We start from the raw sequence: 25,928 nt of genomic DNA on the forward strand, positions 1-25,928 counted from the left end.
TCAGTAGTCCATGACCCGGTAGTAGCGGCGCAGGTCGAGGGAGTGGTCCCGGACCCGCTCCAGGTGCTTGCTGACGCGGCTCAGCACGGTGTCGAGCACGAGCGGCGCGAGCAGGCCGCGGAACTCGGGGCTGATCCCGGTGAGCGGGTAGTCGCGGGTGTCGAAGACGGTGACGTCCTTGGAGACGCGCCGGGCGAACGCCTCGGCGCGGTCGGTGAGCGGCCGCGTCTCGTCCTCGCCCTGGAAGATGATCACGCTGGTGTCCTCTTCGAGCAGCTCGAGCGAGCCGTGGAAGAACTCCGCGCTGTGCACCCTCGTCGTGCGCAGCCACTGCATCTCCTCGAGGATGCACATGGAGTAGAGGTAGGTGAACCCCCAGAGGTTCCCGCCGCCGACGAGGAAGTGGTAGTCGCTGTCCTTGTGGGCCTCGGCGAACGCGGCGGCCACCGGCTCGGCCTGCTTGGCGACCTCGACGAGGATCCCCGGGATGCCCTCGAACTCGGCGGCGAACTTCTCGTACCCGTCGAACTCGCCCCGGCGCGACAGCAGCCGGGTCATGAACAGCAGCAGCTGCATGTCGAAGGGCCAGGTCTTGGGCTGCGAGACGAGCGCCGCGTCCACCTTCGTGGCCACGGGCGAGTCGGCGTGGCCGGTGAAGGAGACCGTGAAGGCGCCCTTGGACTTGCAGTACTCGATCGCGCGGACGGTGTCGTCGGTGGTGCCGGAGACCGAGGTGAAGATCGCCACGGTGTCCTCGCCCAGGCGGGCGTCGCCGGAGACGATCAGCTCGGCGGCGATCGCGGCGCGCACGTCGAGCGTCGAGCTGCGCCGGGCCAGGTGCTCGTACGGCCACATCTGGGCGTAGGTGCCGCCGGCGCCGACGAGGAGCACGTGCTTGAACCCCTCGTCCACGAGCCGGTCGACCAGCTCCTCGATCCGTGGGCGCAGGCCCACCGCGCTCGTCACCTGGGAGAGAAATTCCGGCTCGTTGAACCCGAGCATCTTCGCATCCTTTCCGGGGGAATGTCGCGTGATCGATCTGATACCGGTATCACGCGGCAGTCACGTTGACACAGATGCTCTGGATTCGTCAAACAACCAGCCACTTCATGAGAGATAGAAAAGATCTTGGCATTTGGGGCTGGTACCGGTATCAGATGCACTGTAAGGTCGGCCAACACCAAAAGGCGTTCCTGAAAGAGAAAGGAAGCCCATGCGCCCTCGCGCACTGCCGACGTTCGCGGCACTCCTCGGGACACTCACGCTGACCGCCTGCTCGGGCGCGGGCTCCGGCGGGCCCGCCCAGGCCCCGGCGGCCGACGCCGCCGCCACGCCGGAGTTCTCCGGCACGCTGAGCATCCTCACCAAGTTCGCCGGCGACCCGACGGGTCCCTACTTCGAGAACCTCGCGGCCGAGTACCGGAAGAAGCATCCGCAGGTGAAGGTCGAGCTGATCCAGGAGACCGACCAGAGCGTCAAGGACAAGCTCAAGACGCTCACGGCCTCGGACGCGCTGCCCGACGTCTACTTCACCTGGACCGGCAACTGGGCGGACAACTACATCCGCGGCGGCCGCGCCGCCGACCTCACCAAGGTGATCGGCCCGGACACGGAGTGGGGCAAGACGTTCAGCCCCGGCTCGCTGGCCGCCTTCGCCCGCGACGGCAAGAACTACGGGATCCCGCTGTACGGCAACGGCAAGTTCATGGGCTACAGCAAGAGCGCCTTCGCCAAGGCCGGGGTCGAGGTGCCGAAGACGTTCGAGGACCTCGTCGCCGCCTGCGGCCCGCTGCGCAAGGCCGGGTACGAGCCCGTCGCCTTCGGCAACAAGGACGGCTGGCCCGCCCTGCACTACCTGCAGCAGCTGTTCGCCTACAACGTGCCGGACGCCGTGCTGCAGGCCGACTTCGTCCCGGCCACGGCCAAGCTGGACAATCCCGGCTACGTCACCGCGCTCAACCAGTTCAAGACGCTGGTCGACCAGTGCACCGACACGAAGAGCGGCACGAACGGCGTGCTCTACTCCTCGGCGCAGGAGGCCTTCGCCAACGGCAAGGCCGCCATGTACTACCAGGAGATCCTGGAGTTCGACAACGCGACGTCGGGCAAGCTCAAGCCCGCGGACTTCGGCATCTTCCAGCTCCCGGTCCCGCGGAACGCCCCCGGGGACCCGGCGGTGCTGGAGGGCTCGCCCGAGGGATACCTGGTCAACGCCAAGTCCCCCAGGGTCGCGCTGGCCGTCGACTTCATGAAGTTCGCCACGAGCGCGCAGAGCGCCAAGACGCTGTCCGCGCCGCCGTACGGGCAGCCCAGCACGGTCGTCGGCGCGGTCACGCCGCAGACCTCCAGCAAGGCCGTCTACGAGGGCGTCCAGCTGGTCAACAAGGCGCCGAAGCTGGCCATCTGGCTCGACATGGTCACCGTGCCCGAGGTGGCGGACGCGTGGCTGGCCGGCGGCGAGGCCATCGTCAGCGGCGGCAAGACCGCCGAGCAGGTGCTCGAAAGCGTGCGCCAGGCCTCGGCCGAAGCCAAGTAGGGAGGCCGCACGTGCGCGCCACGCTCAGGCTCGTATGGGTCCTGCCCGCCCTCGTGCTGGTCGGAGTGTTCGTCTACCTGCCGCTCGTGCAGAACCTGCAGTTCAGCACGCTCAAGTGGGACATCTACAGCGGCAGCCAGGAGTACGTCGGGCTCGACAACTACGCCAAGCTCGTCGACGACCCGGTGTTCTGGTCGTCGCTGGGCAACAACGCGCTGTACGCGGTGGTCTCCGTCGTGTTCCAGGTGTTCGGCGCGCTCCTGCTCGCCGCGCTCATCGAGAGCATCGGCAGCGAGCGCTGGCGGCGCGGCCTGCGCGCGGTCTACTTCATCCCCTCGGCGATCTCGCTGACCGTCGCGGGGCTGCTGTTCTACTTCGTGTACGAGCCGAACCTGGGCCCGCTCAACCACGCGCTCAAGGCCGTGGGCCTGGGCCAGTTCGCCCAGGCGTGGCTGGGCCAGGAGAGCACGGCCATGTCGGCGATCATCGCGATGAGCCAGTGGCAGGGCTTCGGCTACTCCACGCTGCTGTTCGCGGTCGCGATCCAGCGCATCCCCTCGGAGATCTACGGCGCCGCCGCCATCGACGGCGTCGGCGCGATCCGCCGGTTCGTCCACGTGACGGTGCCGCTCGTGCGCGAGATGACCGGGCTCATGGCGATCGTCACCATCTCGGGCGCGTTCCAGGTGTTCAACGAGGTCATGGTGATGACCGCCGGCGGTCCGAACAACTCGACCCAGGTGCTGGGCACCTGGCTGTACCGCAGCGGCTTCGTCCGCAACAACTTCGGCTACGCCGCCGCGGTCGCGACCGTCCTGTTCGTGATCACGCTCGGCATCGCGGTGGCGCAGCTGTGGGTCACCCGCAGGAGAAGGGTGGAATGGTGACGCGGCTGAGCTTTCTCGCGGTGATCGCCCGCGTCTTCATGTGGGCCTTCCTGCTGGCCCTCGCGGTGGTCGTGGTCTATCCGCTGCTGTGGATGACGCTCAACGGGTTCAAGACCAACGCCGAGCTGTTCGGCGACCCGTTCGCGCTGCCCCTGCACTGGAGCTTCGACAACTACCAGAAGGCGTGGAACCGCGGCGTCAGCGACTACCTCACCACCAGCGTGCTGGTCACGCTGACCTCGACGGTCGCCACGGTCTTCGTCAGCGCGTGGGCCGCCTACGGCCTCACCCGCGTCAACGTCCCGCTCAACAGGACGCTCACGGCGGCGATACTCGGCGGGCTCATGCTCGCCCCCACCGTGGCGCTCGTGCCGCTGGTGAAGATGTTCCAGGCGATGGGGCTGTACAACACGTTCTGGGCGCTGCTCATCCTCTACACCGCCTTCCGCGTCCCGTTCACGACCTTCCTCATCCGCGCGTACATGATCGACCTGCCCCGCGAGGTGGACGAGGCGGCCGAGATGGACGGCGCGGGCCGGTGGACGGCGTTCTGGCGGATCATCCTGCCGATGTGCAAGCCGATCCTGACCTCGACGGTCCTGCTGCACATCCTCTTCACCTGGAACGAGTACCTCTTCGCGATGATCTTCACCAGCGGCACCGGCGTGCAGACCCTCCCCGTGGGCCTGACCAGCCTGATGAGCAAGCACGGCACCGACTATCCGGTCGTCTTCGCCGGGATGGTGATCGCTGCGCTCCCCGTGGTCCTGCTGTTCTTCCTGGGCCAGCGCTACATCGTCAAGGGTCTCGCCGACGGGGTCGGCAAATAGGCACGTGACGCTCAGGCGGCCGTCCAGTCGAGCAGCCGCTTCAGCGGCCAGGTGTTGACGACGCGGTCGGCCTCGATGCCGCACCGCACAGCCCGTTCGCAGCCGTAGTGCTGCCAGTCGAGCTGCCCGGGCGCGTGGGCGTCGGAGTCGATCGCGAACACGCACCCCATCTCGTACGCCAGCCGCATCAACCTCTTGGGCGGATCGAGCCGGTCCGGCCGGGAGTTGATCTCCACCGCCACCCCGAACCGGCGGCAGGCCTCGAAGACCAGCTCGGCGTCGAACGACGACTCCGGGCGGCGCTCGCCGCGCCTGCCGCCGGCCTTGACCACCCGCCCCGTGCAGTGGCCGAGCACGTCCACCAGCGGGTTGGCGATGGCGGTGACCATGCGGCGGGTCATCTCGTCGCCGTCCATGCGCAGCTTGGAGTGCACGCTGGCCACCACCACGTCCAGCCGCTCCAGCAGCTCGGGTGACTGGTCGAGGGAGCCGTCCGTGTTGATGTCCACCTCGATGCCGGTCAGGATCCGGAACGGGGCCAGCCGCCCGTTGAGCTCGGCCACCACGTCGAGCTGGCGTTCGAGGCGCTCGGCCGACAGGCCCTTGGCGACGGTCAGGCGGGGCGAGTGGTCGGTCAGCGCCACGTAGTCGTGGCCGAGCCCGCGGGCCGCCTCGGCCATCTCCTCGATCGGCGAGCCGCCGTCCGACCAGTCGGAGTGGCTGTGCAGGTCGCCCTTCAGCGCGCTGCGCAGCGCCTCCGTCTCCTCGTCGAGCTGCACGCCGTCGGTCGCCCGCAACCGCCGCAAATACGTAGGAACCTGCCCATCGAGGCCTTCGTTGACCACAAGGGCGGTGACCTTCCCGATGCCGGGCAGGTCGCCGAGACCGCCGGTGCGGGCCAGCCGCACGAGCTCGTCCCTGGGCAGGTCGGCGACGACCTGGGCGGCGCGACGGAAGGCACGCACGCGGTACGTGGGCTCTCCGGCGCGCTCCAGCAGGAAGGCGATCTCGCGCAGGGCCTCAACCGGTTCCATGTGAGCGAACATACCTCGGGGCCACGACTACAGGATTGAACGGGGACGAGGGCCGCCGATAGGCTGAGCGGCCCATGAAAGCAGGATCTTGATGGCACAACCTCCGAAAACCCATCCCACGCCCCCGCCGCCCGCGCGCAAGGCGTCCAAGGCCATCCCGCTGACCATTCTCGGCGTTCTGTCCGTCATGCTGGTCGGATACTGCGCGGCCACCCAGGATGACGACGACGTCACCGCGGACTGCGTCATCCAGCTGGAGGACGGCACGTACGAGATCGTCGACGACGACTACTGCGACGACGACGACAACGGTTCGTACCACTACTACGGCGGTTCGCGCGGGGCGTACATGTGGTACTACGGAGGCACCAGGTCGGGCAACAAGGTGCACGGCGGCACCACGTACCGGCCCTCCGACGTGAGCATCAGCTCCCGCAACGGGAAAGAGATCCAGCGGGGCGGTTTCGGCAACCACTGGGGCGGCGGGAGCTGACAGGTGCGCCGTGAGCATGGCACTCCCAGGGACGGCTGGGAGAAGACGATCGAGGGCCAGGGCCTGGCCTACCACCGGGCGGCGCACCCGTCGGGGCTGAGCAGACCGTACTGGGACGAGTCCATCCATTACGTCTTCTCCATGGACGAGGTCGAGGCGCTGGAGGAGCAGGTCGAGGAGCTCCACGAGATGTGCCTGCGCGCCGTCGAGCACGTGGTCTCGGCCCGGCGCTTCGCCGACTTCGCGATCCCCGAGTGGGCGTGGGACGACGTGGCGCGCTCATGGGAGCGCCGCGACGCCCACCTGTACGCCCGCTTCGACCTGCGCTACGACGGCACGGGCCCGGCGAGGCTGCTGGAGTACAACGCGGACACGCCGACCTCGCTCGTGGAGTCGTCGGTCGTGCAGTGGTTCTGGCTGCAGGACGTCCATCCGGGCGCCGACCAGTGGAACTCCGTGCACGAGCGGCTCATCGACCGCTGGCGCGAGCTGCGACTGCCGCCCGGGCCCACCCACTTCGCGTTCACGAACATGGACGAGACGGGCGAGGAGGCCATGACCGTGGCCTACCTGCAGGAGACCGCCGAGCAGGCGGGCCTGCAGACCGTCGCCGTCGCCATGGAGGACATCGGCTGGGACTCGCTCAACCGCCGCTTCGTGGACGTCGAGAACCGCATGATCCGCTCGGCGTTCAAGCTCTACCCGTGGGAGTGGATGCTGGCCGACGACTTCGGCCGGCACGCCGTACGGCACTCCACCTGGATCGAGCCGCTGTGGAAGACGCTGCTGTCCAACAAGGCGCTGCTGGCGATCCTGTGGGAGCTCAACCCCGGCCACCCCAACCTGCTGCCCGCCTACCTCGACGGCCCGCGCGACCTGACCTCCTACATCGCCAAGCCGCTGCTGGGCAGGGAGGGCGCCTCCATGCGCATCGTCACCCCCGAGGGCACCCAGGAGACACCGGGCGTCTACGGCCAGGAGGGGTACGTCTTCCAGGGCTTCGAGGCGCTGCCCCAGTTCGAGGGGCAGCGGCCGGTGCTCGGCGCCTGGGTGGTCGCGGATGAGGCCGCCGGGCTGGGTATCAGGGAGACGACCGGCCTGATCACCGATGACACCTCCTCGTTCGTCCCCCACCGCATCGCCTGACTCCCCACCGCATCCCCCGATAGGAATCAACGTGACTCTTCTCGAGACCCTCGCCCGCGGCGCGGGCGCCATCGCCGCGTACGCCGCCGTCGGCGTGATCCTGATGATCGTCGGCTTCTACGTGATCGACTGGGCCACCCCCGGCAAGCTGAGCGAGATCATCCGCACCCAGCGCAACCCGAACGCCACCCTGCTCGCCACCTCCGCGCTGGCCGCCGTCGGCCTCATCGTGGCCGCCTCCATCTGGTCCTCCGGCGGCCGGCTGGCCGAGGGGCTGGCGGGCACCGCGGTGTTCGGCCTGGTCGGCATCGTGGTGCAGACCGTGGCGATGCTGCTGTTCGACCGCGTCGTCGGCATCTCCGTACGCGACCTCGTGAAGGAGCCCGAGCTGCAGCCGGGCGCGCGGCTGCTCGCGGTCACGCACGTCGCTATCGGCCTCATCACGGCCGTCGCGGTCATCTGACGCGGCGGGAGCCGCTCGCCCGGCCCCGGCAGAACGACCGTCGCGGTCATCCGAACAGAGCTGGCACTCTAGGAGGCGTGACAGACCGGACCCGGGAGGACACCACACGCAGGCTCGAGCGGGCCATGGGCTCGCTCGGCACGGCGGCGATGGCTCGCATGGAGGAGCAACTTCCGTGGTTCCGCGCGCTCAGCGCGGAGGACCGGTCGTGGGTGGGGCTCGTGGCCCAGGCCGGCATCGCGGCGTTCGTCGAGTGGTTCTCGATCGCCGGCGAGGATCGCCCCACCCCCAGCATCGAGTTCTTCGGCACGGCTCCGCGTGAGCTCAAGCGGTCGATCTCGCTGCAGCAGACCGTCGACATCGTCAGGATCGTGGTCGAGGTGGTCGAGGCGCAGGCCCACGAGCTGGCCGCGCCCGGCGGCGAGGACCAGCTCCAGCAGGCCATGCTCCGCTACACCCGCGACGTCGCCTTCGCCGCCGCCCACGTCTACGCCCGCGAGGCCGAGGCCAGGGGCTCGTGGGACGCCCGGCTGGAGGCCCTCATCGTGGACGCCCTGGTCCGCGGCGAGGTCGACGACGGCCTGCACTCCTGGGCGGCCGCGCTCGGCTGGACCTCCTCCCCCGTGGTCGTCATCGCCGGCCACGCCCCGGCCGACGACCCGCGCGCGGTCATCGACGGGCTGCGCGAGAAGGGCCGCCGCATCGGCATGGACCTGCTGGCCGGCGTGCAGGCCGACCGGCTGATCGTCATCGTGGGCGGCGCCGAGAGCGTCAACGACGCGGCCAAGCAGGTCGTGCACCGCTTCGGCATGGGCCCCATCGTCATCGGCCCCGAGGTCCCCGACCTGCACGCCGCGGCCAGGTCCGCCAGGGCGGCGCTGGCCGGGCTGAAGGCGTCGTCCGGGTGGCCCGACGCGCCCCGGCCGGTGCACGCCGAGGACCTGCTGGCCGAGCGGGCGCTCGACGGCGACGACGACGCCAGGCAGCAGCTCATCGAGAACGTCTACCTGCCGCTCGCGGGCACTCCCCTGCTCGACACCCTCGCCACGTACCTGGAGCAGGGCACCTCGCTGGAGGCGACGGCGCGGCTGCTGTTCGTCCACCCCAACACCGTCCGCTACCGCCTGAAGAAGATCACGGAGCTGACCGGCTACCAGCCCACGGAGGGCAGGTCCGCCTTCACGCTCCAGGTCGGGCTGATCCTCGGCCGGTTGTCGGAGAGTGCCGAAATGTGGCGTGCCCTAACGTAATGCCGCCGAAATCCCCACTGTAGGCTTCCTACAAAACCCCCCGGACGAAGTTCGTGCGGATCATTATCCGCGTGTCGGAGTTCTACAGGGCAAGGTGGGTTTTGTGCTTGTACTCGTCGCTCCGGGCCAAGGTGCCCAAACGCCAGGCTTCCTTTCTCCCTGGCTCGAGCTCCCCGGTGTGGCCGACAGACTCGGCGCCTGGTCGGAGGTCGTCGGGCTCGATCTGATCGCCTACGGGACCACCGCCGACGCCGACGAGATCCGTGACACCGCCGTCGCCCAGCCGCTTCTCGTGGCCGCCGCGCTGGCCTCCGCCGAGGTGCTCGGCGCGACGCCGGACGTGCTCGCGGGCCACAGCGTGGGCGAGTTCGCAGCGGCCGCGCTGGCCGGGGTGCTCACCCCCGAGCAGGCGCTCACCCTGATCCGCGAGCGCGCCCAGGCCATGGCCAAGGCCGCCGCGATCACCGAGACCGGCATGACCGCCGTGCTCGGCGGCGCCGAGGACGACGTGCTGGCCACCCTCGACAAGCACGGCCTGACCCCCGCCAACATCAACGGCGCCGGCCAGATCGTCGCGGGCGGCACGCTGGAGCAGCTGGCCGCGCTCAAGGACGACCCGCCGACCCGCGCCCGGCTCATCCCGCTCAAGGTGGCGGGCGCCTTCCACACCCGCCACATGGCCCCCGCCGTGGAGAGCCTGCGCGAGGCCGCCGCCAACGTGGCCCCCGCCGACCCCGCCGTCACGCTCCTGTCCAACTCCGACGGTCAGGCGGTCGCCTCCGGCGCCGAGTTCGTGGACCGGCTGGTCAAGCAGATCAGCAACCCCGTCAGGTGGGGCGCCTGCATGGAGACCATGGCCGGGCTCGGCGTCACGAAGATGATCGAGCTGCTGCCCGGCGGCACGCTCACCGGCCTGGCCAAGCGCGGCCTGTCCGGTGTGCGGACCGTGGCGCTGAAGACCCCCGACGACCTCGATGCGGCCAGGGAGCTGATCAAGTGAAGATCCCCGACGTCGCCCCTGGCGGCAGGATCCTGGCCCTCGGCCACTACCAGCCGGCCAACGTCGTCACCAACGACGACCTGGCCAAGACCATCGACACCAACGACGAGTGGATCCAGTCCAGGGTCGGCATCAAGGAGCGCCGCGTCGCGCCCGAGAGCGAGTCCCTTGAGGACATGGCCACCATCGCCGGCGGCAAGGCGCTGGCCGCGAGCGGCCTGTCGCCCGAAGAGATCGACCTGGTCATCGTGGCCACCTGCACGCTCGAGACCCAGATCCCCAACGCCTCCGCGGTCGTGGCCCACCGCCTCGGCATCAAGGCGCCGGGCGCGTTCGACGTGAACGCAGCCTGCGCCGGCTTCTGCTACGCCCTCGGCACCGCGAGCGCCGCCGTGCGCGCGGGCTCGGCCCGCCACGTGCTGGTCATCGGCGCGGAGAAGCTGTCGCAGTGGGTCGACTGGACCGACAGGTCCACCGCCGTGATCTTCGCCGACGGCGCGGGCGCCGCGGTGGTGGGTCCCTCCGAGACCCCCGGCATCGGCCCCGTGGTGTGGGGCAGCGCCGGCGACAAGTCCGAGGCGATCGCCATCAAGGACCGCGACAACTTCCTCCGCCAGGAGGGCCAGACGGTGTTCCGCTGGGCGACCACCGCGCTCCACCCGGTGGCGCTGGAGGCCTGCGAGCGCGCGGGCGTGGACCCGGCGGAGCTGACGGCGTTCGTGCCCCACCAGGCCAACCTGCGCATCATCGAGGCCATCGCCCGCAAGCTGGGCGCCGACAAGGCCGTGATCGCCCGCGACATCGTCAACGCCGGCAACACCTCGGCCGCCTCGATCCCGCTGGCGCTCTCGCGCATGCTGGAGCGCGGCGAGGTCCGCTCCGGCGGTCTCGCGCTGCTGCTCGGCTTCGGCGCGGGGCTGACCTACGCCGGGCAAGTGATCGAGATCCCTTAGCCTCCCCCCGCACTTCATCCAGAGCTTGTACGGCACTGCCGTACAGAACCCAGAAATCAAAAGGAGAACCAGCGACATGGCTGCCACCGAGCAGGACATTCTTGACGGCCTCGGCAAGATCATCAACGAGATCACCGGCATCCCGGCCTCGGACGTGACCCCCGAGAAGAGCTTCGTGGACGACCTCGACATCGACTCCCTGTCCATGGTGGAGATCGCCGTGGCCGCCCAGGACGAGTTCGGCGTCGAGATCCCCGACGACCAGCTCAAGAACCTGAAGACGGTCAAGGACGTCCTCAACTTCATCCAGGGCTGAACACGGATCCGATACCACATTCTGACTAGCAAGGAGCGCGAAACGTGAGTGCGAACCGGGTACGTGTCGTCGTCACCGGGCTTGGCGCGACGACGCCCGTCGGTGGAGACGTCACCTCGACCTGGACGGCGCTCCTCGCCGGTCAGTCCGGTGTCGAGACCCTCACCACGGACTGGATCGACACCGTCCCCGTGAAGTTCGCGGGGACGGCCGCGGTGGACCCCACCGAGGTGCTGCCGCGGCCGGAGGCCCGCCGTCTCGACCGCAGCGAGCAGTTCGCGATGGTCGCCGCCCGGGAGGCCTGGCAGGACGCCGGCGCCCCCGAGGTCGCGCCGGAGCGGCTGGGCGTCGTGGTCTCCAGTGGCATCGGCGGCATCAACACCACGCTGAGCGCCTACGACACCTACCGCGAGCGCGGCTGGAACCGGCTCTCGCCGTTCACCGTGCCGATGCTCATGCCCAACGGCCCGGCCGCCTGGATCGGTCTCGACCTGGGTGCCCAGGCCGGGGTGCACGCCACCGTGTCGGCGTGCGCGTCCGGCGCGGAGGCGATCGGCCACGCGATGGACATGATCAGGGTGGGCCGCGCCGACGTGGTCGTGGCCGGCGGCACCGAGGCCGCCATCCACGGGCTCAACATGGCGGCCTTCGCCGCCGCGCGGGCCATGTCCACCCGCAACGACGACCCGCAGGGCGCCTCCCGGCCGTGGGACCGCGACCGCGACGGGTTCGTGCTCGGCGAGGGCGCCGGCATCGTGGTGCTGGAGTCCGAGGAGCACGCCAAGGCGCGCGGCGCGCGCATCTACGCCTACTGCGCCGGGGTCGGCTACTCCGCCGACGCCCACCACATCACACAGCCTGAGCCCGAGGGCCGGGGCATCATCATGGCGATGACCCAGGCGCTCAACGACGCCGGCCTGACCGGGCTCGACATCAAGCACGTCAACGCACATGCCACCTCCACCCCTGCCGGCGACGTCGGCGAGGTGCAGGCCGTGGCCAAGGCCATCGGCACCCACCCGCTCGTGACCTCGACCAAGTCGATGACCGGTCACCTGCTCGGCGGGGCCGGCGGCATCGAGTCCGTCTTCACCATCAAGGCGCTGCAGGAGCGGATCGTCCCCGCGACCATCAACCTCGACAACCTCGACGACGGCATCGAGGTCGACCTGGTCTACGGGAAGAACCGTCAGCTGCCCGAAGGAGACGTCGCCGCGGTCAACAACTCGTTCGGATTCGGGGGCCACAACGTGGCCGTCGTGTTTAAGGGGGCATAAATGACCGTGCTGGACAACGGGGTGGCGGCCGACGGCACCGATCAGGAGCCTGCCGATCCCCGCGATCCAGTCGTCCGCCTGACCGCGCTGCTCGACGAGGGCTCGCTGCGGCCGATCACCTCCGAGGACAAGAGCGGCGTGCTGGCCGCCATGGGCCGCGTCGAGGGTGTTCCCGTCGTCGCCTTCTGCAGTGACGCCCGCTTCCAGGGCGGCGCGATGGGCAGCGAGGGCTGCGAGCACATCGTGCACGCCTACGACGTGGCCGTCCGTGAACGGGTGCCGATCATCGGGATCTGGCACTCCGGCGGTGCGCGACTCGCCGAAGGCGTCGAGTCGCTGCACGCCGTCGGGCGGGTCTTCGCCGCCATGACCAAGGCGTCCGGCGTGGTGCCGCAGATCTCCGTGGTCGTCGGCCCCGCCGCCGGCGGCGCCGCGTACGGTCCCGCGCTGACCGACCTCGTCATCCTGGCCGAGTCCGGCCGCATCTTCGTCACGGGCCCCGACGTGGTCCGCAGCGTCACCGGCGAAAACGTCGACGCCGCGGCGCTGGGCGGCCCGGAGCCGCACAGCAAGCGCAGCGGCGTCGTGCACGTCGTCACCAAGACCGAGACCGACGCGTACGTCAAGGCGCGCCAGCTCGCCACGCTCCTCGGCCACCAGGGCCGGGTGCGCACGGGAGAAATCGAGGAAGTGGACTTCTCCACGCTGCTGCCCGACTCGGCCAGGCGCGCCTACGACGTCAAGCCGCTGGTCAACGGCCTGCTCGACGAGCCTGGCATCGAGCTGCACCCCAAGTGGGCGCCGAACATCGTCACATCGCTCGGCCGCCTCGGTGGCCGGACGGTCGGTGTGATCGCCAACAACCCGATGCGGCTCGGCGGCTGCCTCGACGCCACGTCCGCCGAGAAAGCCGCCCGGTTCGTACGTATGTGTGACGCTTTCGGAGTGCCGTTGGTTGTCCTCGTGGACGTCCCCGGCTACCTGCCCGGCGTCGGGCAGGAGCACGACGGGGTCGTACGGCGGGGGGCCAAGCTGCTGCACGCCTTCGCCGAGGCCTCGGTGCCGAGGGTCACACTGGTGACGCGGAAGGCGTACGGGGGCGCGTACATCGCGATGAACTCCCGCGCGCTCGGGGCCACCAAGGTGTTCGGCTGGCCGACCACCCAGGTGGCGGTCATGGGGCCGGTGGCGGCCGTGCGCATCCTCAAGCGGCGCGAGCTGGCCGCCGCGCCGGAGGAGGAGCGGGCCGAGCTGGAGCAGCGGCTGGCCGCCGAGCACGAGAAGCTGGCCGGTGGGCTCGACCGGGCGAAGGAGCTGGGGGTCATCGACGAGGTGATCAAGCCTGAGGAGACGCGCGGCGCCATCGCCAAGCTCCTCGCCCAGGCCACGCCCGCCCGCGGCGCCCACGGCAACATCCCGCTGTAGTCCTTCTGACGATCGGCCCCGCACCGAGCATCGGTGCGGGGCCTCTTTCATGCTTCCCGAGAGGCCCCGCACCGACGTGGGTGCGGGGCCTCTCGGGCGCAGCGCTCGCCCGTGGCGTGGGCAGGGTCAGACGGCGGCGTGCAGCCAGCGGACGGGCGCACCGTCGCCCGCGTACCGGAACGGCTCGAGCTCCTCGTCCCACGGCCGCCCGAGCATCTTGTCCAGCTCGTCCTCCAGCACGCACCGTCCCTGCGCGGCCATCATCATCGCCGCCCGGAGCCGGTCTTCGGGGATCATGATGTCGCCCGCCACGCCGATGACCGCGGTGAAGGCGCCGAGCGTCGGCGTGTAGGCGTGGCGGGACCCGTCCACTCCCGGCGACGCGTCCTCGGTGATCTCGAACCTGAGGCGCTGCCAGCCCATGAGCGAGGAGGCGATGGCCGCGGCGATGCCGGCGCGGCCCTCCCACTCCGCCTGGGCCCGCACGACGTTGGGCGCGGCGGGTTGCGGAGTCCACGTCAGATCAACGGGCACGCCAAGGACACCCGCGACTGCCCATTCGATATGAGGGCACAGCGCGGGCTGAGCCGAGTGGACGTAAAGGACGCCACGAGCAGACACCGGACCTCCCGTTTCGGTACGAGGTGCGCCTTCCCCAACGGCCTCGCCCCGGGATGATCACAAGTGACTAGGGAGAGACTACCGTCGGTCGCTATCCGGCACCAGAGGGGGGCCATACCAACTTGATGCGGGAGTGGCATGTGACAGTTGGACCAGCGGGGAAACATACCGCCTCATGGAAATGCAATCTGTCGGCGCGTCGCTCATCCGGCCTGGTCAGGTGCTGGCCGACCGCTCGGCGCTGTCGGCCGTCTCACGCTGGACCCAGGCGGTCTCGGAGGCGGACGGCGTCTGCGTGATCCACCTGTCGCCCGGCGCCGACCCCTGCGAGATCACCGCCGAACTCCGCGAGCGGGGCCTGCGCGCATCGCCGAACCACGTGTTCCGCGGCCAGCCCCTGTTCTTCGGTGGTCCCGCGTCCAGACCCTTCCCCACCCCGCCCATCGCCCACAAGCCCGGCCGGGCCCGCTCGGGCGTGGTCGTGGGGCTGCTCGACACCGGCATCGCCAAGCACCCGTGGTGGTCCGGCAGCGACTGGTACGGCGAGAGCGCCCCCGAGAGCGCCGACGCGACGGAGGGCTCGCAGGCGGGCCACGGCACGTTCATCGCCGGCCTGCTGACCCGGCGGGCCCCGGGCGCGCAACTGAGCGTGCACCGGGTGCTCGACGGCGACGGCATCGGCGACGAGGCGACCGTCGTACGCGCCCTCCACCGCATGCGCGAGCGCCCTCCGCAGGTGCTCAACCTCTCCTTCGGCGGCCACACCTACGACGACCGCCCGCCGCCGCTGCTGAGCGACGCCCTCGCCGCGCTGCCCGACACGGTGACCGTGGCCTGCGCCGGCAACACGGGGTCCGACCGGCCGTTCTGGCCGGCGGCGCTGCCCTTTGTGGTGGGCGTGGCCGCCCTGGACGCCGCGGAGCAGCGGCGCGCCCCCTACTCCGGCTACGGCATCTGGGTGGACGCCTGCGCCCGCGGCGACTGGCTGACCAGCAGTTTCCTGGACGGCGGCGACTTCGCGGGATACGCGGCGTGGAGCGGCACGTCGTTCGCCACCGCCCTGGTGGCGGGGGCCGTCGCGGACGGGGCCAAGAGCGAGCCTGCCAAGGAGGTCGCCAGGCGGCTCTTCGAGTCCGAGCAGGCCCGGCAAATTCCCGATCTGGGAGTTCTGGTCCCGGCGAGTCTGTAGAGTTTACGCTCAGTCCTCAGCCAATCACGGGGAGGCATGATCGCTTGCCCGTGCCGGACGGAAGGAGGCCGCGATGCGCGATTCAGCGGAGCTGCTCGCAGCGGCGGCCGAGGGAGACCGGACGGCCTGGGACGAGCTGGAGTCCAGGTTCGGGCCGCGCATGTGGGCGGTGGCCCGCGCATGCGGCCTGAGCCCCTCCGACGCGGCGGACGCGGTCCAGGGCTCCTGGTTGCGCCTGCTGCAGCACCTGCCGAACATCAGGGATCCGGCCGGAGTGGGGGCCTGGCTGGTGACGACCGTGCGCCGTGAAGCCCTCCTGCTGCTGCGCAAGGATCGTCCCGGGGTCTCCTCCTTCGAGGTCGTCGAAGACCCTGACCCGGAGTCCGCCGTCCTGGAGGCCGACGGCCGCCGCCTGCTCTGGAAGACGGTCTCCGACCTGCACGAGCCCTGCCGCTCACTCCTCCAGCTGGTCGCCGTCGACTTCGGCAACCAGCAGATGGCGTCACGGCTCGGACTGCCCGTGGGCAGCATCGGCCCGACCAAGGCCCGGTGCCTGGAAAAACTGCGCACTCTGATCTCAATACAGGAGACAGCGCAATGATCAACGACGAATACTTCCTGGCGGCCCTCCGGCTGGCCTCCGGGAACGACCCGATCCCCGGCAACGTGTCCGCCGCCGCGCGCGACGCCTACCGGCTCCGGGTCCCCGGGGCGGTGACGGCCGCCCCCGCCGACCTCGGCGCGACCGGCGGCGTCCGCGATGACGAAAACTCCCATCTGGTGCGCTTCGTCGTCGCGGGCCTCACCTTCGACCTGGAGGTGACGATCGGCGACGGGCTCATCGACGTGGCGGGACACGTCTTCCCGTACCCGGGAGAGGGCGCGCTCATCGACGTGCGCACTCCCCATCTGACGCTCACCCGGCGGATCGCCGGCTCCGGCGACTTCGCCGCCACCGGCCTGCCGCCCGGCTGGCTGAGCGTGGTCTGCCATCGCCCCGGGCACAAGCCCGTTCAGACGCGATGGGTGCGCATCCGGCCCTGACGCGCCCCCTGCTGGCCGGCCCTGTCGGTCAGCCCTGTCGACCAGCCGAGAGAGCCGCGTCGCCTCTCTCGGCCGTTTCCGTTCCAGGCACCGAGTTTCCATCCAAGGCATCCATATGAGCGCAACACCAGAGCGACCCGACGACCGAGATCCGCTCGTCGTGGCGGCCGAGGCCGCTGTCATGCGCTCCCTGGTCGATCCCGACCACGCCCTTCACGCTGGCCGTACCGTGCTCTCGTCCGCCCGTCGCGCCGGCAACCCCGAGGGCGAGGCCGTCGCGCACAGGGCCATCGCGCTGGCCTCCCGCGAGCTCGGCGATCTGCGGAGCGCCGAGCACCACCTCCGCGAGGCCATCGCCACCCCGGGCGCCCCGCCGGAGCGCATCGCCCAGGCCCGGCTCTCCCTCGTCACCGTACGCACCGAACGCGGCCACCCGCTCCAGGCCCTGCGCGTGGCCGCCCTGGCCTGGGCCCACCTCTCGCCGCTGGACCGCGCCAAGCTCGACACCCAGCGCGCGGTCGCCCTGGCCCGCCTGGGCCGCCACCAGGAGGCCATCGCCGCCTGCGACCGCGCGCTGCGGGCCCTCGTGACCGCTCCCGGCACCATCGACGACCGCAGGTTCCTGGCGGGCGGCCTGCTCAACCGCGGCCTCGTCCACTCCTACCGCGGCGACTGGGATGCCGCCATGCGCGACCTCACCGCCTGCCTGGAGATCTCCCGGCACTCGGGGCTGCGGCACCTGGCCCGCCTGTCCGCCGCGAACCTGCCCTTCCTCGCGGTACGGCGGGGCGACATCGCGGGGGCGTTCAAGCTCTACCGGGAGGCCGAGGACACCCTGTTCGGCTTCCCCGAGCGGCTGGCCACGATGCGAGCCGACTTCGCCGGTGCCCTGCTGGCCGCCCACCTGCCGGGCGAGGCCAGGGCCATGCTGAGCCTGGCCGTACCCGATCTCGAGGCGTCGGGGGCGCACGTGGCGCTGGCCGAGGCGCGGCTGAAGCTGGCCCAGGTGGAGCTGCTGACCGGTGATCCGCGCCGGGCGCTGGAGGTGGCCGAGCAGGCGGCCGGCGAGCTGGCCGAGCAGGACCGGATGTCGTGGCTGCCGCTGGCCAGGGAGGTCGTCCTGCGGGCCCGGCTGACGCTCGAACCGGTCACGCCCGACCTGGTCGCCGATCTGGTCGAGTGCGCGGACGAGCTGGAGGACTGCCTGGCGCACCTGGCGGGCGCGGCCACGCTGCGGCTGGTGGCGGCCGAGGCGGCGCTGGCCGTGGACGACCATCCGACGGCCTCGGCGCAGCTGGCCCTCCTCACCGAACACGCCGAACGTGAGGAGCCGTTCCCCCAGATCGGCACCCGGCTCACCCCGCTGGACTCCGAGCCCGCGCGGGAGGCGGAGATCCCGGTGCCGGTGCGGCAGCACGCGCTCGCCCTGGAGGCGTCGCTGCAGGAGGACGCCACGGGGGCCTTCCGGGCGGTCCGCGTCGGGCTGTCGGAGGTGGGCGAGCGGGTGGAGACGTTCGACGATCCCTCGCTGCGCGCCCACGCGGCCCGGGCCGGGGAGCGGCTGGCGGGATTCGGGCTGGGGCTGGCGGTGCGGGGCGGGTCCGCGGGGGAGGTGTTCGAGTTCGCGGAGCGGTGGCGGGCGGTGGCCGCGCCCGCGCACGCGTGCTCGCTGGTGGACCCCGAACGGGTGCGGGCCGAGCTGGGGTTCGGGGCGCTGGTGGAGTTCGTGGCCGACGAGGACTCGCTGCTGGCCGTACTCGTCACCGGGGAACGGGTGGCGCTGCGGCGGGTGGGCGACGTGCGGCAGGTGAAGGAGGCGATCGTCCGGCTCCGTCACGCGCTGCGCCGCCAGTGCTCCGGGACGCCGCATCCTCGCTGCGACTTGGAGAGCGTCGAGGTGGCGGCCCTGGAGGTCGAGGGGCTGCTGCTGCGCCCGCTCCTCGCCGAGCTGGGAGACGGACCGCTGGTGGTGGTGCCGGTGGACGCCCTGCACACGCTGCCGTGGGGCGCGCTGCCGTGCCTGCGCGAACGCCCGGTCAACGTGGTCGCCAGCGCGGCCGGTTGGGTGCGGGCCCGGGAGCTCGCCCGTGCCCGCCGGAGCGGTCCGCCGGTGGTGGTGGCGGCCGCCGGGCCCGCCCTGGCGCACGCGCACGCCGAGGTGGGGAACGTGCTCGCCTGCCACCCGGACGGGCGCGAGGCGCCGGGGCGCACCGGGCCGGTGCTGGAGGCCCTGGTGGCGGCCGACGTCCTGCACCTGGCCGCGCACGGGGTCTTCCACGCGCGCAGCCCGCTGGTGTCCGGGATCACGTTGGAGGACGGCTCGCTGATGGCCTACGACCTGCTGGACGTCCCGCGGTCGCCGGGGCTGGTGGTGCTGTCGGCCTGCAACTCCGGGATGTCGCGCACGCCCGTGGAGGGGGCGCCGCTGGGCCTGCCCGGAACGTTCCTGTCCAAGGGGTCCGCGTGCGTGGTGGCCGGGCTGGTGCCGGTACGGGACGAGGGGGCGCGGGTGCTCATGAGCATGTTCCACGAACTGCTGGTGGCGGGCCAGCCCCCGGACGCGGCCCTGGCCTCCGCCGCCGCCAAGACCGGCGAAACCGGCTTCGTCTGCTTCGGCGCCGGTGACCATCCGCTGTATTAGGGGCCAGTGGTACGGGGGCCGCCCCGCCGCCAGAGCAGGCGTCTCTTCGAGCGCACCCCGCCTGTCATGCCGCAGCCGACGCCCGGCCGAGCCGCCACCCGGCCGGAAACGCCTGGCCGTCCTGGGAGAGCGGGCCGCCGAGCCGCTTGCCCGACGATCACCTGGGTGAGCGGCCGGCCGTTGGCGGCCGGGGTCCCGAGGCCAGCCGGTGACGGTCGGGGTTCTGGGACCGGCCGGTGGTGGCCGGGGGCCGGGGTCAGCCGGTGGCGATCGGGCGGGAGGGGTCGGCCACCCAGTTGGACCAGGAGCCCACGTACAGGGCGGCGGGCAGGCCGGCCACCTCCAGGGCCAGCACCTCGTGCGCGGCCGTCACCCCAGAACCGCAGTAGGCCCCCGCCTGAACCCCCTCCCGGACCCCCAGCCCGGCGAAGCGGTCACGGAGGGCGGCGGGCGGGAGGAAGCGGCCGTCGGGCCCGACGTTCTCCGTGGTGGGTGCGTTGACGGCCCCGGGAACGTGACCGGCCACCGGATCGACCGGCTCCACCTCGCCCCGGTAGCGTTCGGCGGCTCTGGCGTCGAGCAGCACGCCCTGGGTGGCCAGGGCCGCCGCCTCGTCGGCCGTCACGGCCGGCATCCCGCCGGGCCGCGCGGTGAAGTCACCGGACGCCGGGAGGTCGGGTGCGTCCTTCGTGATGGGCAGCCCGGCCTCGGTCCACGCGGGCAGCCCGCCGTCGAGGACGCGGACGTCCTGGTGGCCGAAGTAGCGCAGCGCCCACCAGGCCCTGGCCGCCACCGTGGAGCCGGCGTCGTCGTAGACCACCACGGGGCGCCCGTCCGACACCCCGAGCCGCCGCATAGCGCTCTGGAACGCGGCCGCCTCGGGCAGCGGATGCCGCCCGCCCGCACCGGGCGGGGCCGCGAGATCCTGGTCCAGGTCGCAGTAGACGGCGCCCGGGATGTGACCCTCACGGTAGAACTCCACCCCGGGCGGCCCGCCGAGCCGCCAGCGGACGTCGAGCACCGTCACGTCATCGAGCGCGGCGAGCTCGGCCGGTGTGATCAGCGGGCTGGTCAAGGCGTACCCCCAGAGAATTCGTCGCCGGAACTCGTCACAGTATCTCCGGCCGGCTCACGTGCGGGCCTCAAGCAGCGGCACGTGCTGCTCGGCCGCCGTCATCGAGCCGTGGTAGCCGGTGAACAGGGCCTCGATCCTGTGGTGGGTGGGCGCGATGATCGCCAGGTCGGCGTGGGGCACGGCCACGACGTCGCCGATGCGCCCCAGCCACGCCTCCAGCACCCGAGGGCCGAACCAGCCCGACTCCACCGCCTCCCGCCTGGACACCACCCAGGCCTTCCCGCGAAGGGTCTCGCGCCACGCCTCCAGCACGTCGCGCCCGGCTCCCGGCTCGGCATAGACGTGCCTGGCCCTGGCCTCCCCGCCGAGCAGCGCCACGCCCTCCGTCAGCTCGGGCACGCTCTCGGCGTCGATCTTCTCGGTGGCGTTGACCATGCCGTGGTCGGCGGTCACGTAGAGGGCGGACCCCGGGGGCAGGCCGGCCGCCAGCCGCTGGGCCATGTCGTCGACGATGGCGAGCTGCCGCAGCCACTCCGCGCTGCCCCACCCCGTCATGTGCCCGGCGGCGTCCAGATCGCCGTAATAGACGGTGACATGCGCCGCCCCTTGGCGCATCGACTCGTGCACGCGGGCCACGCGGTCGTCCACGGTGTCGGCGGCCACGTAGCGTACGCCCCGGTAGACGGCCTTCGTCAGGCCGGTGCCCTCGAACTCGGCGGGGGCGACGTAGACCGCGTCGAGCCCGGCCAGGGTGGCGCGCTGGTAGACGGTCGGGGCGGGCTGCCACTGCTCGGGATCCATGGTCAGGCCGTCGGGAAGGGTCCACCGCAGGCAGTTGAACAGGTGGCCGGTGCCGGGCACGGCCAGCGTCAGGCCGAGCATGCCGTGCTCGCCCGGGGTCAGCCCGGTGCCGAGGGAGCACAGGCTGGTGACGGTCGTGGCCGGGAATCCGGCGGTGAGCGTCCGGCCCGCCAGGCCGGACAGGAACGGGGCGGCCTCGGCGTGGGCCTTCAGCAGCTCGGCGCCCAGGCCGTCGACCAGGAACAGGCACACGCGATCGGCCGGCTCCAGGACGAGCGGCTCTCCGCCCGGCGCGCCGGGCGAGCTCGCCGTGTCCGGGCCGGGTGCGCGTACGCCCAGCGCCGCCAGCAACGCGTCGGGCAGGTCCGCGAGTGACCCGCCGCCGTACCCCGGCACCAGCATGTCGTTCATCCTAAGCCTCGGCGGATCGCTCCTCAGGAAGCGCGGGCGGTGGCTTCGGAGAGGGCCTTGGCGAAGGCGAGGACGTGGGTGACCGCTTCCGGGCCGTCGGCCGCCTCGCTGACCCGGAGGGACAGGTCGTCGGCCGTGATCGCGCCCGTGTAGCCGTGGTCGGCCTCGCAGTTTTCGTCACCGCAGGTGGCCGGCTCCAGGTCCACGTGCGAGATGGCGCCCCACCCGATCGTGAGCGTCACCTCCGTGGGGGGCACGCCTGGGACGTAGGAGGCGGGGTCGGGCACCACGCGCGTGACGGCGACCGACTGGACGCGGGTCAGGCGTACGGCCTCCGTGGTCGTGGAGGCATGAGACGTCGAGACGCCCTCCACCGCGGGGTGCTCGTCGGTGTGGCAGACCAGCAGCCGCGTCGCCGACAGCACCAGCACCGTGACGTGCCTGCGCACCTCCATGGCGGGATCGAAAGTGGCCTCGTGATGGACCACGAAGGCGGTCACTGCCTCCTTGCCCAGCGCGGATTCGACCGCATCCGTGACGAGGTCGGGATAGTAGCCGCTGCGCTCGATCGCTTCACGCAGGCCCGCGGCTGAGACTCGGGTTTCCCTCATGGGTCCATCCTGCCAGGGCGAGGCTGTGTGCTCACCCGCCGGATATAACGCTCTATAACGTCTTTTATCCAGGCATCAAAGGGCGCTTTGGTTCACCCCATTCGCCGCCGTCGGCCGCCCTTCGCTGAGAGCTGATCACGACAGCCTCCGGGGGCCGCCGTCGAGGCGTGGGCCCGCCGGGGTGCGGAGGGTGGCGCGGGCGCCGAGGACGATGACCCCCGACTCGCCGACCAGCACCTGGTCCAGGTCCAGCCTGGCCACCTCCGGCAGGTCGTGGGCCAGGCGGCCGACGCGTACCAGGAGGTCTTCCAGGGCGTCCACGGCCACGGGCGGGTAGCCGTACTCGCCGAAGAGCAGCGGGGCCGCGCGGACGGAACGCACGAGTGCGGCGGCGTCCTCGCGGGTCAGGGGGGCCAGGCGGAAGCCCTGGTCGAGGAGGAGGCGCGCGGTCACCTCGCCGAGCCCGAACGAGACGAAGGGGCCGAACGCGGGGTCCTCGACGACGCCCACGACGGTCGGGACGGCCGGCTGCGGCGCCATGCGCTGGACCGCCAGCTCCACGCGTTCGCCCAGCTGGTCGGCGAACTCGGCGTAGGCGTGGCGGACCATCTCGGGCCCGGTCAGGCCGAGACGTACGGTGCCGGCGCGCCGCGAGGCGCCGGGGTCGGCCACCTTGAGCACCACCGGCCAGCCGAGCCGCTCGGCCGCCTTCACCGCCTCGTCCGGCGACCGCACCACTTCGGCGGGCCAGACGGTGAGGCCGTAGCAGGACAGGAGCTCGGCGGCGTCCACCTCGACCGGCGGGCCCGGCTGCGCGAACGCCCCCGACGGCGCGGCGGGGCCCTCCCCCTCTTCTGACGCGCCGGTCCGCGGCGGGGACGCCGTGCTGAGGGCCGTCTGGACGAGAGTCTTGGCGCGGGCCGTGTCGATGCCATCGAGCTCCGGCGGCGGCACCGCCGGGTGGGCGCGCCACTTCGCGTAGCGGACCACATGGGCCAGCGCCCGTACGGCCTCCTCGGGCGCCGCGTACGAGGGGATGGAGCCGCGCGAGGGCGTCGTCCCGCACCCCGGCGGGCCGGTCTCGACGCGGAGGGCCGGGTGCATGCCCAGATGCCCCTGGAACGTGGCCAGCACCGGCTTGCCGGAGTCCTTCGAGACCCGCAGCAGCTCGGCCGCCACCGCGTCCGTGTCGCCGGGGATGGGCGGCATGTAGATCACGACGGCCGCGTCCACGTCGGGAGAGGCCAGCTCGCCGGCGAGGGCCGCGCCGAACTCCGAGGCCCCGGCGGCGGCGCCCAGGTTGACCGGCGGGCGGGGTTCGAGGCCGGCGGCGAGGCAGGCGTCGGCGGCCAGGAGGCCGAGCGCGTCGGAGTTGGTCACGAGCGCGACCCGGGGCCCGGCGGGCAGCGGCTGGTAGGCCAGCAGCTGACCCACGTCGAACAGCTGGATGAGGTCGTCGACCCTGATCAGCCCCGCCTGCTCGAACAGCGAGCTGATCGCCGAGTCGGGCAGTCGCAGCTCCTCCGCCGAGTGCCCGGCGGGGGTGCCGCCGCTCTTGACCACCACGACCGGCTTGCTGCGGGCGATGCGCCTGGCCAGCCGGGTGAACTTGCGCGGATTGCCGAGCGACTCCAGGTAGAGCAGGATCACCTCGGTCGAGTCGTCTTCCTCCCAGTACTGCAGCAGGTCGTTGCCGGAGACGTCGGCCCGGTTGCCCGCGGAGACGAACGTCGAGATGCCCATGCCGCGCTGGGCCACCCGCTGGAGCAGCGCCGTGCCGAGCGCGCCCGACTGGCTGAAGAACCCCACCTCGCCCCGGCACGGCAGGGTGGCGGCGAGGGTCGCGTTGAGCTGGACGGCGGGGTCGGTGTTGGCGATGCCGAGGCAGTTGGGGCCCACGACGCGCAGCCCGTACGAACGCGCGAGGCGGGCCAGCTCGTCCTGCCTGGCCTTGCCCTCCTGGCCCGTCTCCCCGAACCCGGAGGAGACCACCACCAGCCCGTGCACACCCTTCTCCGCGCACTCCTTGACCACGTCGATCACGCCGGAGGCGGGCACGGCCACCACGGCCAGGTCGACGTCGCCGTCGATGGCCCCCACGCTCGGATAGGCCCGCACGCCCGCCACGGCCCGCACCTCCCGGTGCACCGGGTAGACGGGGCCGGTGAAGTCGGCGCCCAGCAGGTTGCGCAGGACGGTCTGGCCGACCCCGCCGGGCTCGCGCGAGGCGCCGATGACGGCGACCGAGCCGGGGGTGAGCAGCCTGGCGATGGACCGGGACTCGGCGCGGTGCTCGCGGGAGAGCGTGACCTCCGTCGAGGTCTCGGTGGGGGTGAGGTCGAGCGTCATGCGTACGACGCCGTCCTCGAACTGGCTCTGGGCCGTGTAACCGGCCTGGCGCAGCAGGCCCATCATGCGCATGTTGGCGGGCAGGACGTCGGCGACGAAGCGTTCGATGCCGTTCTCGCGGGCCGTGGCCGCCAGGTGCTCCAGGAGCACGGAGGCCACTCCCCTGCCCTGATGCGCGTCCTCGACGAGGAAGGCGATCTCGGCCTCGCCGGGGGCGGTGCGGTCGTAGCGGATGACGGCGACCATCTCGGCGCCGATGGTGGCGATCAGCGCGACCCGGTTGACGTAGTCGACGTTGGTGAACCGCTCGACTTCCCGGTCGGACAGCCGGGGCCGCGGCCCGAAGAACCGGAAATAGATGGACTCGTCTGACAGCCGCGAGTAGAAAGAGCGGAGGCGGTCGGCGTCGGCGGGCTTGATCGGCCGTACGTGCGCGGTGCCTCCGTCGGCCAAAACGACGTCGGCCTCCCAGTGGGCCGGATAGCGTGCCTCCACAGTGTCGAGCGTAAACCCGCATTTCATATGCCAAGACCGGAGCCCCTGTTGGGCAACGCTTGTGCATCGACTGCAGCCCGGTGTCCTGGGACCGCCCCACGGGCAGCCCGGAAGCTGTTAGTTTTGCCGTGGCCAGGCTCGTTCTGAAGGCAGCAAGGTGGTGACATCATGACGCGGGTCGTCGTGGTGGGCGATCTCATGACCGACGCGGTCGCGCGCGCCCGTTATGCGCTTGCCAGGGCGAGTGACACCCCGGCGATCGTGACCATGCACGGCGGCGGCTCGGGGGCGAACATCGCCTCGTGGCTGGCCGTCGAGGGCGCCGAGGTGGCCTTCATCGGCCGCAGGGGCGCCGACATCACGGGGCGCAACCGTGACATGGAGCTGATGGGCTACGGCGTCGACGCCCGGCTCGTCATGGACCCCGAGCGGCCCACCGGCACCTGCGTGGTGCTCGTCACGCACAAGGGCGAGCGCACCATGCTCTCCGACCCCGGCGCCAACGCCGCGCTGTCGCCGGAGGACCTGCCGCGCGACCTGTTCACCGGCGGGGCGCACCTCCACCTGTCCGGTTACACGCTGATCAACGAGGGCTCGCGCGACGCGGGCCTCTCCGCGCTCGACATGGCCAGGCGCAGCGGCATGTCGATCTCGGTCGACTGCGCCTCGTCCGCGCCTCTGGAGCGCACGGGCGCCGAGTCGTTCCTGGAGTGGACCAGCGGGGCCAAGCTGCTGTTCGCCAACATCGAGCAGGCCAAGGTGCTGACCGGCCGCGACGACGCCGAGGCCGCCGCCAAGGTGCTGACCGCGTGGTTCCCGCAGGTCGTCATCAAGATGACCGCCGAAGGCGCGCTGTGGTACGCCAACGGCCGCCCCGACCCGGTCCACGTGGCCGCCGAGCCGGTCGACAAGATCGTGGACGGGACGGGCGCCGGAGACGCGTTCTGCGCCGGGTTCCTGCCCGTCTGGCTGGCGGGCAAGCCGCCGACCGAGTCGCTGGCCGCGGGCTGCCGCCTGGCCGCGAAGGCCATCATGCACCTGGGCGCCCGGCCGCCGTTCTAGTCCCGCAGGTCTCCTTTGT

At 71.6% G+C, this 25,928-nt stretch carries 24 protein-coding genes; 17 read left to right on the forward strand and 7 right to left on the reverse strand.

Features of this window, described 5'->3' with window-relative positions; genetic code table 11:
- A complete protein-coding gene (locus ACFKCF_RS03885) occupies window positions 1–1,002 on the reverse strand; it encodes an SIS domain-containing protein (protein WP_394490638.1) in 1,002 nt (333 codons plus the stop codon).
- A gap of 211 nt (window positions 1,003–1,213) precedes the next feature.
- Between ACFKCF_RS03885 and ACFKCF_RS03890 the strand changes: the two genes are divergently transcribed.
- The 3 genes from ACFKCF_RS03890 to ACFKCF_RS03900 are packed head-to-tail and all read left to right on the forward strand — an operon-like array spanning window position 1,214 to window position 4,253.
- On the forward strand, window positions 1,214–2,536 hold the full coding sequence (locus ACFKCF_RS03890) for an ABC transporter substrate-binding protein (protein WP_394490640.1): 1,323 nt from the start codon (window positions 1,214–1,216) through the stop codon (window positions 2,534–2,536).
- Between the two features lie 11 nt (window positions 2,537–2,547).
- Window positions 2,548–3,423: a carbohydrate ABC transporter permease gene (locus ACFKCF_RS03895; protein WP_394490642.1), complete on the forward strand. Its 876-nt coding sequence runs from the start codon at window positions 2,548–2,550 to the stop codon at window positions 3,421–3,423.
- The gene (locus ACFKCF_RS03900; protein ID WP_394490644.1) at window positions 3,417–4,253 is read left to right on the forward strand and encodes a carbohydrate ABC transporter permease; all 837 of its coding nucleotides are present in this window, start codon (window positions 3,417–3,419) and stop codon (window positions 4,251–4,253) included. The genes ACFKCF_RS03895 and ACFKCF_RS03900 overlap by 7 nt, the downstream gene beginning before the upstream one ends.
- A gap of 11 nt (window positions 4,254–4,264) precedes the next feature.
- Here the strand turns inward: ACFKCF_RS03900 and ACFKCF_RS03905 are convergent, their stop codons facing one another.
- Window positions 4,265–5,287, reverse strand: a complete 1,023-nt coding sequence (locus tag ACFKCF_RS03905; protein ID WP_394490646.1) for a PHP domain-containing protein — start codon at window positions 5,285–5,287, stop codon at window positions 4,265–4,267.
- A gap of 91 nt (window positions 5,288–5,378) precedes the next feature.
- Between ACFKCF_RS03905 and ACFKCF_RS03910 the strand changes: the two genes are divergently transcribed.
- The 9 genes from ACFKCF_RS03910 (at window position 5,379) to ACFKCF_RS03950 (ending at window position 13,610) form a co-directional block, all read left to right on the forward strand.
- Window positions 5,379–5,780 (forward strand): hypothetical protein, encoded by a 402-nt coding sequence (locus ACFKCF_RS03910; RefSeq protein ID WP_394490648.1) that lies wholly within the window; start codon window positions 5,379–5,381, stop codon window positions 5,778–5,780.
- A 3-nt stretch (window positions 5,781–5,783) separates the two neighbouring features.
- Entirely contained in the window at window positions 5,784–6,926 is a 1,143-nt protein-coding gene (locus ACFKCF_RS03915) for a glutathionylspermidine synthase family protein (protein WP_394490650.1), read from the forward strand.
- Between the two features lie 31 nt (window positions 6,927–6,957).
- Window positions 6,958–7,389 carry a DUF350 domain-containing protein gene (locus ACFKCF_RS03920; RefSeq protein ID WP_394490652.1) on the forward strand — a complete coding sequence of 144 codons (432 nt, stop codon included), beginning with the start codon at window positions 6,958–6,960 and terminating at the stop codon, window positions 7,387–7,389.
- A gap of 125 nt (window positions 7,390–7,514) precedes the next feature.
- Window positions 7,515–8,639, forward strand: a complete 1,125-nt coding sequence (locus ACFKCF_RS03925) for a PucR family transcriptional regulator (RefSeq protein WP_394490761.1) — start codon at window positions 7,515–7,517, stop codon at window positions 8,637–8,639.
- Window positions 8,640–8,742: 103 nt separating this feature from the next.
- A complete protein-coding gene (locus ACFKCF_RS03930; RefSeq protein WP_394490654.1) occupies window positions 8,743–9,639 on the forward strand; it encodes an ACP S-malonyltransferase in 897 nt (298 codons plus the stop codon).
- Window positions 9,636–10,592, forward strand: coding sequence for a beta-ketoacyl-ACP synthase III (locus tag ACFKCF_RS03935; RefSeq protein ID WP_394490656.1), 957 nt, complete (start codon window positions 9,636–9,638; stop codon window positions 10,590–10,592). Before ACFKCF_RS03930 ends, ACFKCF_RS03935 begins: the two co-directional genes overlap by 4 nt.
- 76 nt (window positions 10,593–10,668) lie before the next feature.
- Window positions 10,669–10,908, forward strand: coding sequence for an acyl carrier protein (locus ACFKCF_RS03940; protein WP_350723184.1), 240 nt, complete (start codon window positions 10,669–10,671; stop codon window positions 10,906–10,908).
- 44 nt (window positions 10,909–10,952) lie between these two features.
- Entirely contained in the window at window positions 10,953–12,185 is a 1,233-nt protein-coding gene (fabF, locus tag ACFKCF_RS03945; RefSeq protein WP_394490658.1) for a beta-ketoacyl-ACP synthase II, read from the forward strand.
- Entirely contained in the window at window positions 12,186–13,610 is a 1,425-nt protein-coding gene (locus tag ACFKCF_RS03950) for an acyl-CoA carboxylase subunit beta (RefSeq protein ID WP_394490660.1), read from the forward strand.
- 126 nt (window positions 13,611–13,736) lie between these two features.
- Here ACFKCF_RS03950 and ACFKCF_RS03955 read toward each other — a convergent pair whose 3' ends face one another.
- A complete protein-coding gene (locus tag ACFKCF_RS03955; protein WP_346111797.1) occupies window positions 13,737–14,231 on the reverse strand; it encodes a DUF3145 domain-containing protein in 495 nt (164 codons plus the stop codon).
- A 175-nt stretch (window positions 14,232–14,406) separates the two neighbouring features.
- On the opposite strand from ACFKCF_RS03955, the gene ACFKCF_RS03960 reads away from it, so the two are divergent.
- The 4 genes from ACFKCF_RS03960 (at window position 14,407) to ACFKCF_RS03975 (ending at window position 19,105) form a co-directional block, all read left to right on the forward strand.
- On the forward strand, window positions 14,407–15,420 hold the full coding sequence (locus ACFKCF_RS03960) for a S8 family peptidase (protein WP_394490662.1): 1,014 nt from the start codon (window positions 14,407–14,409) through the stop codon (window positions 15,418–15,420).
- A gap of 73 nt (window positions 15,421–15,493) precedes the next feature.
- Window positions 15,494–16,021: an RNA polymerase sigma factor gene (locus ACFKCF_RS03965; protein WP_394490664.1), complete on the forward strand. Its 528-nt coding sequence runs from the start codon at window positions 15,494–15,496 to the stop codon at window positions 16,019–16,021.
- On the forward strand, window positions 16,018–16,464 hold the full coding sequence (locus ACFKCF_RS03970) for a hypothetical protein (protein ID WP_394490666.1): 447 nt from the start codon (window positions 16,018–16,020) through the stop codon (window positions 16,462–16,464). Before ACFKCF_RS03965 ends, ACFKCF_RS03970 begins: the two co-directional genes overlap by 4 nt.
- Before the next feature lie 115 nt (window positions 16,465–16,579).
- Entirely contained in the window at window positions 16,580–19,105 is a 2,526-nt protein-coding gene (locus ACFKCF_RS03975; protein WP_394490668.1) for a CHAT domain-containing protein, read from the forward strand.
- A 256-nt stretch (window positions 19,106–19,361) separates the two neighbouring features.
- Here the strand turns inward: ACFKCF_RS03975 and ACFKCF_RS03980 are convergent, their stop codons facing one another.
- The 4 genes from ACFKCF_RS03980 to ACFKCF_RS03995 all read right to left on the reverse strand — a co-directional run bounded on the left by ACFKCF_RS03980 (window position 19,362) and on the right by ACFKCF_RS03995 (window position 24,874).
- A complete protein-coding gene (locus tag ACFKCF_RS03980; RefSeq protein ID WP_394490670.1) occupies window positions 19,362–20,180 on the reverse strand; it encodes a sulfurtransferase in 819 nt (272 codons plus the stop codon).
- Between the two features lie 54 nt (window positions 20,181–20,234).
- On the reverse strand, window positions 20,235–21,383 hold the full coding sequence (locus tag ACFKCF_RS03985) for an alkaline phosphatase family protein (protein ID WP_394490672.1): 1,149 nt from the start codon (window positions 21,381–21,383) through the stop codon (window positions 20,235–20,237).
- A gap of 32 nt (window positions 21,384–21,415) precedes the next feature.
- A complete protein-coding gene (locus ACFKCF_RS03990; RefSeq protein WP_350723202.1) occupies window positions 21,416–22,003 on the reverse strand; it encodes a DUF5998 family protein in 588 nt (195 codons plus the stop codon).
- Between the two features lie 135 nt (window positions 22,004–22,138).
- Window positions 22,139–24,874 carry a GNAT family N-acetyltransferase gene (locus ACFKCF_RS03995; RefSeq protein ID WP_394490673.1) on the reverse strand — a complete coding sequence of 912 codons (2,736 nt, stop codon included), beginning with the start codon at window positions 24,872–24,874 and terminating at the stop codon, window positions 22,139–22,141.
- Window positions 24,875–25,015: 141 nt separating this feature from the next.
- Between ACFKCF_RS03995 and ACFKCF_RS04000 the strand changes: the two genes are divergently transcribed.
- Window positions 25,016–25,909, forward strand: coding sequence for a carbohydrate kinase family protein (locus ACFKCF_RS04000; RefSeq protein ID WP_394490675.1), 894 nt, complete (start codon window positions 25,016–25,018; stop codon window positions 25,907–25,909).
- Window positions 25,910–25,928: the final 19 nt, after the last annotated feature.

This window comes from Nonomuraea sp. JJY05 (assembly GCF_043496855.1).
Taxonomy (GTDB): domain Bacteria; phylum Actinomycetota; class Actinomycetes; order Streptosporangiales; family Streptosporangiaceae; genus Nonomuraea.